Below are 14181 nucleotides of genomic sequence, written 5' to 3'. Positions count from 1 at the left end.
AACCAACTATGGTTGCAACCCGCAACTATCTTTGCCTATTCCGCGGAATGCTCCGGGTCGGGGTGTTTCGCGTCACCGTCGCCGTCGCCGGACACGTCGGCGAGGCGCCGAAGCAGCTCGGTGAGGGTACGGATGTCGGCGGCGTCCCATCGATTCAGGCGGGCGCGCCAGTCCGCGACGGCCGACGCCACCACGGCATCGACCCGTTCCCGGCCGGCGCCGGTCAGGGCGACCACTCGAGCGCGTGCGTCGTCGGGGTCGGGCGTCCGGCGGGCCAATCCCAGCCGCTCCACGGAATCGATCTGGCGGGTGACGGTCGACTTGTCGAGGTCGAGCATCGCCACGAGCTGTGTGATCCGCAGGGATTCGTGGCGGTAGAGGATGGTCAGGAGCGGGTAGCAGGACGGGTCGAGACGCGGGTCGATCGCACGAGCACGATTGCGCGTTCGAGCCCGACCGCGTCGCCAGAAGTCGGCGAGTTCGGACTCGAGGTCGGTGATCGGATCGCTACCCACCCTGTGCAGGGTAATCGCGCGTCGGGTCAGGAGGAGGCGACCCGCGCGGTGGTGCTGCGGATCACCAGTTCGGGTGTGAGAGCCGACGCCGCCCGGTCGGTGCGGCCGGCGTCGAGCCTGCTGACGACGTCGGCGATGGCGGCCTGCGCCTGTGCTTGTGGCTGCTGGCTCACGGTGGTGAGGTCGATGTTGGCAAGGCGGGCGAGCGTGCTGTCGTCGTAGCCGGTGATCGACACCTCGCCTGGCACGTCGACACCTGCGCGACGAAGGGTGTCGAGGAGGCCGACGGCGAGACGGTCGTTGGCGCAGACGACGGCGGTCGGCAGTGTGCGCGACAGGATCTGCTGGGCCGCGCGGATTCCGGCGTCTTCGGTGAAGGCCCCGCCCTCGACGACTGCGGCGTCGGCGGCCAGGCCGTGGCGTCGTAGCGCGCGCAGGAACCCGCTGCGACGATCGGCGGCGATGGTTCCGGGTCCGCCCGCGACGTGGATGATCTCGCGGTGTCCGAGCTCGACGAGATGGTCGACGACGAGCGAGATGCCCTTGGCATCGTTGGTGCGGATCACGTCGACGGTCGGCGACGAGGTGCGTCGACCGATCACCACCGTCGGAACCCGATCGCCCAATGCGGAGATGGCCCGGGTGTCCAGCTCGGGCCCGACGAGAAGCATTCCCTCGCAGCGGAAGTCGAGAAGTGTCTCGACCACGCGGGACTCGTCGTGGCTGGGGGTCACCGCACCGAGAACGATCTCGTATCCCGCGAGATCGGCTGCGGACACGAGATATTCGGCGATCTCGGCGTGAAAGCTGTTGCGGATCTGGGCCACCACGCCGATGAGGTGCGAGCGTCGTGCGGTCATCAGCGCAGCCGTCCGGTTTCTGCGGTAGCCGAGCTCTTCGGCGGCCTGTTCGACGTCGCGTCGCGTCTGCTCGCCGACGCCGGGTGCCTGACGGAACACCAACGACACCGTCGCCTTGGAAACACCGACGCGGTCGGCGACATCCTGCATGGTCGGACGGCGCCCGGCTGCCGACGTCTCGGTCATTCGCAACCTCCTCGTTGATGAATCAGGGGTTGACAGCTCCCTGTGGTGTGGCTCATAGTCGTCAACATCGTACACAACTAGACCGGTTTAGTAGACCGGGCTAGTGAAACAGGAAACGGGAGTTCACAGTGACCAACGAATCGATCGGTGTCGCCGTTATCGGTGGCGGTATGGCCGGGCGAGCGCATGCTGCCGGGTATCGCAACGCCGGCACGCTGTTCGGCCTCGACCGGCCGGATGTCCGGCTGGTCGCCATCGCCGACGCGAATCCGGCCGTGGCCGACGACAACGCCAAGCGGTACGGGTACGATCGCGCCGAATACGACTGGCGTGCGATCGCCGAGGCCGACGACATCGACGCGGTCAGCGTCGTGGTGGCCAACCACCTGCATCGCGAGATGGTCGAGGGATTGCTCGCCGCCGGCAAGCATGTGCTGTGCGAGAAGCCGCTGGCCGGTTCGCTCGCCGACGCCGAAGCCATGCTCGCCGCCGCCGACAGCACCCGGGACCGGGTTGCTGCGGTCGGCTACACCTACCGTCGGGCGCCTGCTGTGGAGCAGATCCGTCGCGAGTTGGCGGCCGGGACAGTCGGGGACCTCGTCCACTTCAACGGCCATTACTGGTGCGACTACGCCCTCGACCCCACGTCGCCGATCACGTGGCGCTACCAGGGCGGGCCCGGCACCGGAGCGCTCGCCGACGTCGGCAGTCACCTCATCGATCTGGCCGAGTTCGTCTGTGGACCCATCGCGGAGATCTCGGGTGCGCGGTTCCACACGGTGATCACCGAGCGGCCGATTCCCCTCGGTACCACCTACGGCCACACCAAGGGCGCGGTCAGCAGCGAGAAGGCGCCGGTGGAGAACGAGGACATCGCCACCTTCACCGCGACATTCGCCGGTGGGGCCGCCGCCACCTTCTCGGCTTCCCGCGTTGCACACAGCCTTCCGGACGGACTCGGTTTCGAGCTCTTCGGAACTGCCGGATCGGCTTCCTGGGAACTCGCCCGCATCGCCGAATTCCACCTCGCCGCAGACGATGTGCGTGCCGACCTGAACGGTCCGCGGCGCATCACCATCGGACCCGACCACCCCTACATCCGCGGCGGACTGCCCATGGACGCGGGTGGCGTCGGACATGGCAAGGCCGAACTGTTCACCTACCAGGCGCGCGCGTTCCTCGACCAGATCGCCGGCATCGACGTGCTCGGTCCGCTGCCCGGCTTCGACACCGGCCTGCACAGCATGCGCGTCGTAGCCGCCATCGCCGAGTCCGCGGCCGGCGGCGGCGCGACCGTCAAAGTCGGCTGACAAATCACTCACGATTCCCAATCACTCTGCAAGTAAGGACAATTCCCATGAAACTCGGTGTCTACACCGCGATCCTGCACGACCGCTCCCTGCGAGACGCCCTGGAGGTGATCGGCTCCCTCGGCCTGACCGGTGCCGAGATCAATGCCGGCGGCTTCTTGCCCACCCCGCATCTCCCGGTGCGTGAACTGCTGTCGGGCGAGGTCAGTTCGAGTGAGTACCTCGCCACCTTCGACGGCACCGGTGTGGAGATCGCCGGCCTCAACTGCAACGGAAACCCGCTGCATCCCGACCCCGAGGTAGGGCCCGAGGACGCCGACGACCTGCGCAACGCCATTCGCGTCGCCGGCCTGCTCGGAGTTGACCGGGTGGTGACGATGTCGGGTCTGCCGCATGCGCATCCGGGCGGTCAGTGGCCGGCGTGGCACGTGAACACCTGGGACTCGGGTTATCTGGACTCGCTCGACTACCAGTGGGACGAGGTGGCGGTCCCGTTCTGGCGTGAGATCGACGCCCTCGCAGGCGAGAACGGCGTCAAGGTGGCGATCGAGATGCACCCGCAGAACCTCGTCTTCAACCCGCCCACCATGCGACGTCTCGTCGAGAAGACCGGCGCCACGAACGTCGGCGCGGAGATGGATCCGTCGCACCTGTTCTGGCAGGGCATCGATCCGGTCGCGGCCATCGAATGGCTCGGACCGCTCGTGTTCCATGCAGCTGCCAAGGACACCCGGATCAACGAGAACTGCAAGATCTACGGCGTCCTCGACGAACGATTCACACGTATCCCGCTGTCGGACAACCCCACCGGACTCGGCGGACGGCACGTCGTGAACAAGTGGCCCGAGGACTCGGCCTGGGATTTCGTCGCCGTCGGCCGTGGTCACGACGTGGACTTCTGGACGCGGTTCCTCCAGGCGCTGGAGAAGGTCGACCCGGACATGGCGGTCAACATCGAGCACGAGGACGTCGAACTCGGGCAGATCGAGGGCCTGCAGATCGCCGCGGAAACCCTCAAGGCCGCCAACTCGGTCGCGGCCCGCTGATACCCACTCGGAACCCAGAGAGAAGCGATTGACGGTGAGCACCAACCATTCCCGGCGTCGCCGGCTACTCGCGGCGGCCGCATGTGTCGCCACGATCGCGGTGGCGGCCGCATGCTCGAGCACCGGCGGCAAGCCCCGCGACGACGACGGCGGCATGGCTGCCGGTCAGGCCAACACACCCCGATTCACCGTTGCGATGGTGACGCACGGCCCGCCCGGTGACACCTTCTGGGATCTCATCCGCAAGGGCGCCGAGACGGCTGCAGCCAAAGACAACCTCGAGCTGAGGTACTCGTCCGAACTTCAGGGTCCCGACCAGTCGAATCTGCTGCAGAATGCGGTCGACAGCAAGGTCGACGCCATCGCGGTGACACTGGCCAAGCCGGAGGCCATGGCGCCTGCGGTGCGGCGTGCCGTCGAAGCCGGCATCCCCGTCGTCGCGTTCAATGCGGGCATCGATGCGTGGAGTTCGCTGGGTGTGCTGTCGTATTTCGGTCAGGACGAACAGATCTCGGGTGAAGCGGCCGGTCGTCGGCTGAAGCAGGATGGGGCGTCGAAGGTGCTGTGCGTCATCCAGGACCAGGGCAACGTCGCACTCGAATCACGTTGTGCCGGAGTCAAGTCCGGTATGGGCGGTAACGGCGTGGAGAATCTCAACGTGAACGGGACCGACATGCCGAGCGTCCAGGCCACCATCGCGGCCAAGCTGCAGCAGGATCCCGGCATCGATCACGTCATCACGTTGGGTGCTCCCATCGCATTGGCCGCGGTCAAGTCCAAGGATGCCGCCGGTAGCGAGACCAAGATCGCCACCTTCGACACCAACGCCGCCCTCGTCGACGCCATCAAGTCCGGTCAGGTGCAGTGGGCAGTCGATCAGCAGCCCTTCCTGCAGGGCTACCTGGCAGTGGATCAACTGTGGCTGTATCTCAACAACCGCAACGTGATCGGCGGCGGTCAACCGACGCTGACCGGGCCGGCCTTCATCGACCAGACCAACATCGACGCCATCGCCGAATACGCGCGGAACGGAACACGCTGATGAAGATCGCACTCGATCCGACGCCCTTCCATCACGATCACGACCTGCTCGAGTTCCCAAGGCTGGTGGCCGAACTCGGCTACGAATATCTGCAACTGACCCCGCACCGAGACTTCATCCCGTTCTTCAATCATCCACGCGCCGACGATGATCTGGTGCGCAGCTTTCGCAAGGCATGCGACGACGCGGGTGTGCAGGTCGCGTCTGTGCTGCCGGTGCTGCGCTGGTCGGCACCCGACGAGGATGCGCGTGAGGCGGCCGTCCGGAACTGGAAGCGGGTCATCGAGATCACCGTCGACCTCGGTGTCAACGTGATCAATACCGAGTTCTCGGGGCGTCCGGAGCGTGCCGAAGAGTCCGAACGTGCCTTCTTCCGGTCGATGGAGGAGTTGCTGCCGATCATCGAACGAGAGGGTATCGACGTCCGAATCGACCCGCACCCAGACGATTTCGTCGAGGACGGGCTGGAAGCCGTACGCATCATCCGTGGTGTCAACTCACCCAACATCGGCATGGTGTACGTCGCGTGCCACACCTTCCACATGGGTGGGAACATGGCTGAGATCATGGCCGCCGCCGGTGATCGGCTGCGGCTGGTGCATGTCGCCGATTCGATGGATCACCGACGCTCGCACGGACTTCGGTACATCACCAACCCGCCCGGCAACCCGGTCCGCGTGCATCAGCACCTCAAGATCGGCGACGGCGACGTCGACTGGGACGAGTTCTTCGGCGGCCTCGGCAGACTTGGCTTCTACGACCGCGACGACACGGTGATGGTGTCATCGGTGTTCGCCGAGGACGAGAACGCGGTGGAGGTGTCGCGGTATCAGCTGTCGACGATGCAGGCGTATATCGACAAGTACTCCACCGCTCGTTGAGAGGGACCAAGGTCACTACTGTCCAATTCAATCGTGTGCTACTAATTGAGGAGGCAGCGAGCAGCATGAGGTGAGAACGGTGCAGGTCACTACGATGGCGGATACAAGCAACTCGATCGACCAGACGGGGAATGAGACTGCGATGTCCGCTGACCGCTCACGCCCGGGCGCATGGCAGTACTTCAAGTACGCCTATGGCGCCCGACTGCCCGAATCGATGCGTGAGTGGGTGGCCAACGATCTCGCCGGCCCCGGAGCGGCGTTCCGGATGGTGGCGCGCTGGTCGGTGCCCTGCATCCTGCTGCTGGTTCCCATGTTGTTCGTGCCGACGGAGTGGATCATTCGGCTGAACATGACGATCCCGATCCTCATCCCGTACATCTTCTTCTCGATCGCTCTGAACAAGGTGTATCGGCGTTATCGGCTCACCCAACACGGGCTCGACCCGGATCTGGTCAACAAGCTCGAACGCGAGAAGAACGCCGATATGTATGAGGAGTACAACCGCAAGTACCGCGGCGGCCGCAGTTAGCGGTGATAAGGGCTGAGGCCCCTAGTACAGGTAGTCCTCAGTACAGGTAGTCCTCGCCGCTGGCGCGCACCGTCACATCCGACAAGCTGATTCCCCACGGCTGATCGATGACGTGTACGACGGCGTTGGCGAGGTCGTCGGGAGTGATCAGCCAGTACTTCACCGAGTCGACGTCGACGAGTTCGGCGGGCATCTCGCCCTTGACGAGGCTGGTCACGTGTTCCTTGTAGGAGAGCGCACGCTGGCCGACGATGCCCATGATGGCGCGATCGTTGACGATCCAACTCGCGAGGTTGGTGCCCGCGACGCCCGTCGGTTTGACGGTCGTCACCTTGATCTTGCCCTTGGCCTCGATGCGTAGGGAGTCCGACAGCGTCGTGACGGCGGCCTTGGTTGCCGAGTAGACACCGGAACCCTCGAATCCACCGTTGCCGTAGATCGACGAGATGTTGACGACCTGTCCGCGGCCCTGCTCGATCATCTGGTCGTAGACGGCGGAGATGCCGTTGACGACGCCCTTGATGTTGATGTCGATTGCCTTGTGCCACTTCTGCCATGCCCGCTCGTGGTCGGCGAAGTAGGCCAGCGGCATGACGCCCGCGTTGTTGACCATGACGTCTATCGCGCCGTACGTCTCGACGGCAAGCGTGGCCGCGGCGCGCATCTGTTCCATGTCGGTGACGTCGGCCACCTGGTGAACCGCCGAACCGCCCTGGGCGACAATTGCTTCCGTGGTCTGCGCGAGGCCGTCGGCGTTGATGTCGACGCCCACCACGTGTGCGCCGCCAGCTGCGCACTTCTCGGCGATGAGCTTGCCGAAGCCGCCGCCGGCTCCGGTGACGATGATGACTTTGCCCTGCAGATACTGCGACATGACTCCCCTAACCGGCCGTGCGATCGAGAGGATCGTAGCAGTGGTGCCCGAGCGATCGTTCGGTAGTCCCGCGTCAGTCGGCGGTCACGTCCGACAGGGCGACGTCGGCATCGGCCAGCTTTGCCGGATCCAGCGCGGCTCCGGCGGAGATCAACTCCTTGATGCCGTCGAGTTGATCCCAGATGTTGACCTGCATGCCGGCTCGGAGGTGATCTTCGTCGTCGAGCCAGAATGCGAGGAACTCCAGGCTGTCGGGGCTGCCGCGAAGTACGACGCGGTGCTCACCAGACGCGAGACCGGAATACTCCATGCCGAGGTTGTACTGGTCGGTGAAAAAGTAGGGAAGATTGGTGTATTCGGCGCTGCCACCAAGCATGTTGGCAACCGCGACGGCGGGTTGATTGAGTGCGTTGGCCCAGTGTTCCGTGCGCACCCGACGCCCGAGAACGGGGTGCTCGGCGTTGGCGATGTCACCGACCGCGAAGATGTCCGGATCACTGCTGCGCAGTCCGGCGCTCACCAGGACACCGCCGTCGCCGATGTCGAGTCCGGCGCTCTCGGCGAGTTCGATGTTCGGGACCGCTCCCGCGGCCACCAGCACCGCATCCGCGTCGATGGTGTCGCCGCCCTTGAGCCCGATGCCAACCGCGCGCCCGTCCTCGACCAGGATCTCGGCCACGGCCACGTCGGTGCGCAGATCCACCCCATGCTTGCGGTGCAGGTCGGCGAAGATCGCGCCCACCTCTGCGCCCAGGGCGCCGATCAGCGGTTGCGGCGCCGTCTCGGCGACGGCAACCTGCGCGCCGCGGTTGCGCGCGCTCGCCGCCACCTCGAGCCCGATCCAGCCGCCGCCGACGATCGCCACGCGCATGTTCTCGTCGATCGCCTCGCTCAGCGCCACCGCGTCGTCGTAGCTGCGCAGGTAGTGGACACCATCAGCGTCCGCGCCGGGGAGGTCGAGATGCCGGGACCGTGAACCCGTTGCCAGAAGCAATTTCTCGTATGCAAGGGTGCTTCCATCCGGCAGTGTCACGGTGTGCGCTGCGGCGTCGATCTCCTCGATCATGGTTCCGGGGTGGACATCAATTCGATTGTCCCGATACCAGTTTCCGTCGTGCACTGTGAAATCGTCGAGCTTCTGCGAGCCCGCAAGAAATTCCTTCGACAATGGTGGGCGCTCGTAGGGAAGATGCTCTTCGGAGCCGAAGAGGACGATATCGCCGTCAAAATCCTTTTCCCGCAAGGCCTCTGCGGCCTTGGCGCCGGCGAGTCCGCCACCGACGATGACGATGGTTGGCATGATGCCTCCCTGCAGTCGCGTATGTCCTTCGTCCTGCGTAGGACCTACTGTACGCCCGCAGCGCGCAACATTGGCTCGATGCGGTGCGAGCATGCGAATCGTGCGCCGTTGCGCGCCCGCGGCATTGCGAGTTCGCAGGCCATGCCGATGAATGTCGCTGGTATCGGATCCCCCTGCGGGTCGGCAGCTGATCCGAAGACGTGGCGGGGCGGGGAGGTACAGCTTTCGTACAGGCGGCGAGCGTTGTCCAACCCACAACCAAGAGTTGTGACCTCACAAATCGAAGCCCGCTTCCGCCGATGGCGCCGAGAGCGGAAGCTCGATGCATGGCAACTCTCACCGACACCCGCAACACGGCCCGCTCCGAGGCGAACTCGCAGATCCGCAGCGGCGCAACGCTGTTGGCTCATGTGACGCCGAACTGGTTTGGCGCGGTCATGGGAACCGGGATCGTCGCCACCGCCGCGGCGGGCCTGCCGGTCGGGACGGCCGCGCTCGAACCCTTCGCCGTCGCGATGTGGCTGGTCGCCGCCGGGCTCCTGGTCGTGGTCGCGTCGGCCTTCGTCGGGCACTGGATGCATCACCCCGAGAATGCCCGCGGCTACGCACGTCACCCCATGATGGGCCACTTCTACGGCGCCCCGGCGATGGCGTTGCTGACTGTTGGCGCCGCCACCCTGTTGGTCGGACGGGACGTCGTCGGCGACCATCCGGCGGTGTGGATCGACGCAGTGTTGTGGACGGTCGGCACCCTACTGGGGGTCGCGACCAGCGTGTGTCTGCCCTATTCGATGATGACCCGCCGTTCCGACGAACCACGGGTGGCGATGCCGTGCTGGCTGATGTCGGTGGTCCCGCCGATGGTGTCGGCCACCACTGGAGCGCTGCTCGTCGGGCACATCCCGGCGGGACAGGCTCGGCTGACGATGCTCTGCGGGTGCTACGGACTGTTCGGTCTGAGTCTGTTCCTCGGCATGATCACGATGACCCTCATCTACTCCCGTGCCATCCAGGACGGTCCGCCGGCAGGCGCAGCCGCACCGACGTTCTGGATCACTCTCGGTCTCATCGGGCAGTCGGTCACCGCCGCGAACCTGCTGGGCAACGCTTCACAGGGTGTCTTCACCGACGAGCAGGCGTACATCTCCCAGGGACTGCGAGTTTTCGGCATCGGGTATGGAATGGCGATGGCAGGTTTCGGAGTTGCCATGTTCGCATTGGCGGTGGCGGTCACCGTGCGCGCCGTTCGCCGGCGGATGCCCTTCGCGATCACGTGGTGGAGTTTCACCTTCCCGGTCGGCACGTGCGTCACCGGCCTGGCCGCTCTCGGCAAGGTCCTGCACGCCGCCCCGATCGAGGCACTGTCGGTGGTGCTGTTCGTTGCCCTCGTGGGCGCGTGGACGCTCGTCGCGTCGATGACGGTGGTCCACCGCCGCGCAGTGCTGGCGCCTTGATCAATCTCGGGAGGGACCCCGATTCGGGCAAAAAGGGCAGATTCCGGGTGGACGTTCGCAACGTCGCACGCGGGGTCGATCTCGGCTTTACAGTTGGTCGACAACCCATACATGCCACGGTCGAGGGGGCGGTCGGGCTGATCGCGTTCCGTTCTGCGGTGCGCAGTGAGGGGCCGAGGAATGACCACATCAGGCATGACCCCGATCGAGTCCCGCGGACAGGCGAACCTTCGCGAACTCACCATGCGCGGTGTGATCCTCGGCGGGATCATCACGCTGGTCTTCACCGCAGCGAACGTCTACCTGGGCCTGCGCGTCGGTCTCACGTTTGCCACCGCCATCCCGGCCGCGGTCATCTCGATGGCGATCCTGCGCTACTTCGCCGATCACTCGGTGGTCGAGAACAACATCGTGCAGACCATCGCGTCGGCCGCGGGCACGCTTTCGGCCATCGTGTTCATCCTGCCCGGCCTGGTGATGGTGGGCTGGTGGACCGGCTTCCCGTACTGGGTGACGGTGTCGGTGTGTGCGATCGGCGGCGTGCTCGGCGTCATGTATTCGATCCCGTTGCGTCGGGCCCTGGTCACCGGATCCGATCTGCCCTATCCGGAAGGTGTTGCGGCAGCGGAGGTTCTGAAGGTCGGCGACTCGTCGGGCGGGGCCCGGGAGAACAAGGCCGGCCTGCGGATCATCGTCGTCGGCTCGGTTGCGTCGGCGGCCTTCTCGCTGCTCACCAAGCTCAAGGTGGTGAGCGACTCGGTCTATGGAGCGATCAAGATCGGCACCGGCGGCACGCTTTTCAACGCCGGGCTGCTGATGTCGCTCATCGGTATCGGGCATCTGGTGGGCGTGTCGGTAGGTGTCGCGATGCTCGTCGGGCTCATCATCTCCTTCGGTGTGTTGCTGCCAGTGATGAGCCAGGGCAACCTCCCCGACGGTGACGGCCTGTATGACCAGGTGAACACCTTCTTCGGCAGCGACGTCCGACTCGTAGGCGCCGGTGCCATTGCGATCGCCGCCTTGTGGACGCTCGCCAAGATCATGATGCCGATCATCCGTGGTATCCAGTCGGCGCTCGCGTCGACGAGGTCGCGCCAGAAGGGTGTGAGCGTCGACCTCACCGAGCGTGACCTGCCGATGACCATCGTCGGTTCCACCATCCTGGTGCTCCTCATTCCGATCGGCTTCATGTTGTGGGACTTCGTGCACGACACGGTCCTCGAGGGCAGCGCGGCCGGGATCATCACCCTCAGTATCGTCTTCATCTTCGTGATCGGTTTGGCGGTCGCATCGGTGTGTGGGTACATGGCCGGTCTCATCGGATCGTCCAACAGTCCGATCTCCGGTGTCGGCATCCTGGTGGTGCTGATCGCGGCGATTCTGATCAAGATCGTCTACGGCTCCACCGATGCCGCGCACACCGCCGCGCTGGTGGCCTACACGCTGTTCACCGCCGCGATCGTGTTCGGCGTGGCGACCATCTCCAACGACAACTTGCAGGACCTCAAGACGGGCCAACTCGTCGGAGCAACACCGTGGAAGCAGCAGGTGGCCCTGATCATCGGCGTCGCCTTCGGAGCCGCGGTGATCCCCCCGATCCTGCAACTCATGTACACGTCGTTCGGGTTTGTGGGCGCGCCGGGCGAGACCGCGGACTCATTGGCCGCGCCGCAGGCGAGTCTGCTGTCGAGCTTGACCACCGGCGTACTCGGCGGCGACCTGAACTGGTGGCTGATCGGACTTGGAGCGCTGCTTGGCGCGATCATCATCGGCATCGACGAGGCGTTGGGCCGGGCGACACGATTCCGATTGCCGCCGCTAGCGGTCGGGATGGGCATGTATCTGCCCATGTCGGTGACCCTGGTCATCCCGATCGGTGCGTTCATCGGCCACTACTACAACCAGTGGGCCGAACGCAGCGGTGGCGCAGTCGACCACAAGAAGCGCATGGGAACGTTGTTGGCCACCGGCCTCATCGTCGGTGAGGCACTTTTCGGTGTGGTGTTCGCCGGGATCGTGGCCGCCACCGGTGACGACGCGGTGCTCGCGGTCGTGGGCGACGGCTTCGAGAAGTGGGCCGAGGCGCTGGGCGTCATTGTCTTCGCCGCGTCGGTCGCCTGGCTGTACAAGTGGACGTCGAAGACTGCCGCGGAGAGTAGCTCGGACCCGGTCAAGGAGTGAATCCGACTGCTGTTCAGGTGGATTCGGTGAGTGCCTGATCGAGGATGGCGAGTCCTTGCCGCAGTTCGTCGTCGGTCGCGGTGAGTGGCGGTGCGATGCGGAATATGCCGCCCATGCCGGGGAGTTGGACGACGTTCATGTGCAGCCCGAGGTCGAAACAGCGTCGGGTCACTTCGACGCCGAGACGGTCGGCGCCACGCTTGGTGACACGATCCTCCACGAGCTCGACGCCCTGCATGAGCCCACGGCCACGCACATCACCGATGCTGGGGTGGCGGTCCTGCAGCTCGAGCAGCCCGTCGCGCAGCAGCGAACCCGCTTGTGCGGCTCGATCATCGAGATGATCGCGCTCCAGCACGTCGAGCACGGTGTTGCCGACCGCGGCGACCAGCGGGTCGGAGACGTGGGTGGTGAAGAACAGGAACCCTGCGTCGTGTGCGGCGGCCTCGATCTCGGGTGAGGTGATCATCGCGGCCAGCGGCAGTCCGGCACCGAGAGTCTTGGACAGAGTGAGGATGTCGGGCACGATACCGTCGCGCTCGAAGGCATACCAGGAGCCGGTGCGGCACAGTCCGGTCTGCGCCTCGTCGACGATGAGCAACATTCCTCGCTCTTCACACCGACGTTTCAGCTCCGCGAAATAGCCTGGCGGAGGCTCGATCACGCCACCGGACGAAAGGATGGGCTCGACGATGCACGCCGCGAGTGAGCCGACCGACTGTGCGTCGATCAGGTCGAATCCGAAGTCGAGTTGTCGTTGCCATTCCAGCGCGCCGTCGGCGTCGACGAAATCGGGGCGATAGGGGTTGGGGGTGGGTAGCGCGAAGTTGCCCGGCGCCACCGGGCCGTAGCCGCGTCGTCCGGCACTGTAGGTGGAAGCCGCTGCGGCGTGGGTCATTCCGTGCCAGGAACGCGCGAACGACACTATCTCGTGCTTGCCGGTGACCAGCTTGGCCATCCGGATCGCCGCCTCGTTGGATTCGGCGCCGGTGCTCAGCAGCAGCACCTTGCTCAAGGGTTCCGGCAGGGTGGCGCTGAGGCGTTCGGCAAGTGTGAGCACCGGTTCGGAGAGCATGCCGCTGAAGAGGTGGTCGAGTTCGGCGATCTGACGCGACACCGTCGACACGATGTCGGGGTGGGAGTGGCCGAGGATCGCCGACATCTGGCCCGACGTGAAATCCAGGACGGGCCGGTCGTCTGCGGTGTAGACCCAGCTGCCGGCCGCCCGCGCGATCAGTTCGGGACTGAACTGACCTCCGTAGCGAACCAGGTGGCGGGTGTCGACGGCAGAGGGCGTGACCTGCGAGTGTGGCATCGCTTCACGGTACGTCACCCCCTGATTCGGGTGCATGGTGGACGGTGAGGGGTGCACACTCGACGTATGGACGAGGTGCAAGCGTTTCGAGCGGCGGCCGACCATTTCGTAGCGCTCGTGTCGGAGATCGACGACCAACAGTGGGATGCGCCGGGACTCGGTGAGTGGGATGTCCGGGCGCTGGTCGGGCATACCGGACGCGCGCTGTCGACGGTTCGCGACTACGTGGCTCAACCGTCGCCGGATGTCTGCGAGATTCTCACCATCGCAGACTATTTCGACATCGCAGCGCAGCCCGGGCAGCCCGCTGCAATCGCCGAACGAGGACGGCAGGCCGGTGCCGCGCTGGGATCCGATCCGCTCGCAGCGGTCGAGCAACTGCGCGCCGACGCCCTCGCGGTCCTCGCGGAGACATCTGGCGACCGGGTGGTGCCGACGGCGGCCGGCAGCATGCGACTGAGCGTTTACCTGCCCACCAGAACCTTCGAACTTGCGGTGCATGGCCTCGACATCGCCCGGGCAACCGGACAGGAACCGGAACTGCCGGATGAGGTGGCGGCGGACGCGCTGGCGACGGCGTCGGCGATCGCCGTGCGGAAGGGGCAGGCGGCGGCTTTGTTGCTCGCGCTCTGTGGACGGACGCCGTTTGACACGTTGGCCGCTATTGTGTGACAGCCGAATTCGC

General features: G+C 65.5%; 13 protein-coding genes. 8 read left to right on the top strand and 5 right to left on the bottom strand.

The window, feature by feature from the left end; all coding sequences use genetic code 11:
- Positions 1 to 35: 35 nt before the first annotated feature.
- Together MKW15_RS00685 and MKW15_RS00680 are read right to left on the bottom strand one after the other, a co-directional pair.
- A complete protein-coding gene (locus MKW15_RS00685) occupies positions 36 to 515 on the bottom strand; it encodes a MarR family winged helix-turn-helix transcriptional regulator (protein WP_240855126.1) in 480 nt (159 codons plus the stop codon).
- Positions 516 to 541: 26 nt separating this feature from the next.
- Positions 542 to 1561, bottom strand: a complete 1020-nt coding sequence (locus tag MKW15_RS00680) for a LacI family DNA-binding transcriptional regulator (RefSeq protein WP_240855124.1) — start codon at positions 1559 to 1561, stop codon at positions 542 to 544.
- A gap of 128 nt (positions 1562 to 1689) precedes the next feature.
- Here MKW15_RS00680 and MKW15_RS00675 point away from each other — a divergent pair, with 128 nt between their 5' ends.
- From MKW15_RS00675 to MKW15_RS00655, 5 genes are all read left to right on the top strand, one after another.
- Entirely contained in the window at positions 1690 to 2871 is a 1182-nt protein-coding gene (locus MKW15_RS00675) for a Gfo/Idh/MocA family protein (RefSeq protein ID WP_240855122.1), read from the top strand.
- A 47-nt stretch (positions 2872 to 2918) separates the two neighbouring features.
- A complete protein-coding gene (locus MKW15_RS00670) occupies positions 2919 to 3917 on the top strand; it encodes a sugar phosphate isomerase/epimerase family protein (RefSeq protein ID WP_240855121.1) in 999 nt (332 codons plus the stop codon).
- 34 nt (positions 3918 to 3951) lie between these two features.
- Entirely contained in the window at positions 3952 to 4959 is a 1008-nt protein-coding gene (locus MKW15_RS00665; protein WP_449754780.1) for a sugar ABC transporter substrate-binding protein, read from the top strand.
- Positions 4959 to 5840, top strand: coding sequence for a sugar phosphate isomerase/epimerase family protein (locus MKW15_RS00660; protein WP_240855119.1), 882 nt, complete (start codon positions 4959 to 4961; stop codon positions 5838 to 5840). Before MKW15_RS00665 ends, MKW15_RS00660 begins: the two co-directional genes overlap by 1 nt.
- A gap of 142 nt (positions 5841 to 5982) precedes the next feature.
- On the top strand, positions 5983 to 6372 hold the full coding sequence (locus MKW15_RS00655; protein ID WP_240855118.1) for a DUF5313 domain-containing protein: 390 nt from the start codon (positions 5983 to 5985) through the stop codon (positions 6370 to 6372).
- Positions 6373 to 6409: 37 nt separating this feature from the next.
- On the opposite strand, the gene MKW15_RS00650 is transcribed toward MKW15_RS00655, so the two are convergent.
- Together MKW15_RS00650 and MKW15_RS00645 are read right to left on the bottom strand one after the other, a co-directional pair.
- Entirely contained in the window at positions 6410 to 7246 is an 837-nt protein-coding gene (locus MKW15_RS00650) for an SDR family oxidoreductase (protein ID WP_240855116.1), read from the bottom strand.
- Between the two features lie 73 nt (positions 7247 to 7319).
- Entirely contained in the window at positions 7320 to 8546 is a 1227-nt protein-coding gene (locus MKW15_RS00645) for an NAD(P)/FAD-dependent oxidoreductase (protein WP_240855114.1), read from the bottom strand.
- 326 nt (positions 8547 to 8872) lie between these two features.
- Here MKW15_RS00645 and MKW15_RS00640 point away from each other — a divergent pair, with 326 nt between their 5' ends.
- Both MKW15_RS00640 and MKW15_RS00635 read left to right on the top strand, forming a co-directional pair.
- Positions 8873 to 10000, top strand: coding sequence for a TDT family transporter (locus tag MKW15_RS00640; protein WP_240855111.1), 1128 nt, complete (start codon positions 8873 to 8875; stop codon positions 9998 to 10000).
- A gap of 180 nt (positions 10001 to 10180) precedes the next feature.
- On the top strand, positions 10181 to 12181 hold the full coding sequence (locus MKW15_RS00635) for an OPT family oligopeptide transporter (RefSeq protein ID WP_240855110.1): 2001 nt from the start codon (positions 10181 to 10183) through the stop codon (positions 12179 to 12181).
- 13 nt (positions 12182 to 12194) lie between these two features.
- On the opposite strand, the gene MKW15_RS00630 is transcribed toward MKW15_RS00635, so the two are convergent.
- On the bottom strand, positions 12195 to 13496 hold the full coding sequence (locus MKW15_RS00630; RefSeq protein WP_240855109.1) for an aspartate aminotransferase family protein: 1302 nt from the start codon (positions 13494 to 13496) through the stop codon (positions 12195 to 12197).
- Between the two features lie 66 nt (positions 13497 to 13562).
- Here MKW15_RS00630 and MKW15_RS00625 point away from each other — a divergent pair, with 66 nt between their 5' ends.
- Positions 13563 to 14168: a maleylpyruvate isomerase family mycothiol-dependent enzyme gene (locus MKW15_RS00625; RefSeq protein ID WP_240855107.1), complete on the top strand. Its 606-nt coding sequence runs from the start codon at positions 13563 to 13565 to the stop codon at positions 14166 to 14168.
- The last annotated feature ends 13 nt before the right edge of the window (positions 14169 to 14181 follow it).

It is taken from the genome of Gordonia gummivorans (assembly GCF_022513585.1).
Taxonomy (GTDB): Bacteria; Actinomycetota; Actinomycetes; order Mycobacteriales; family Mycobacteriaceae; genus Gordonia.
Note: the sequence above shows the minus strand (reverse complement) of the source record. Positions and strands in the feature narration are given on the sequence as shown.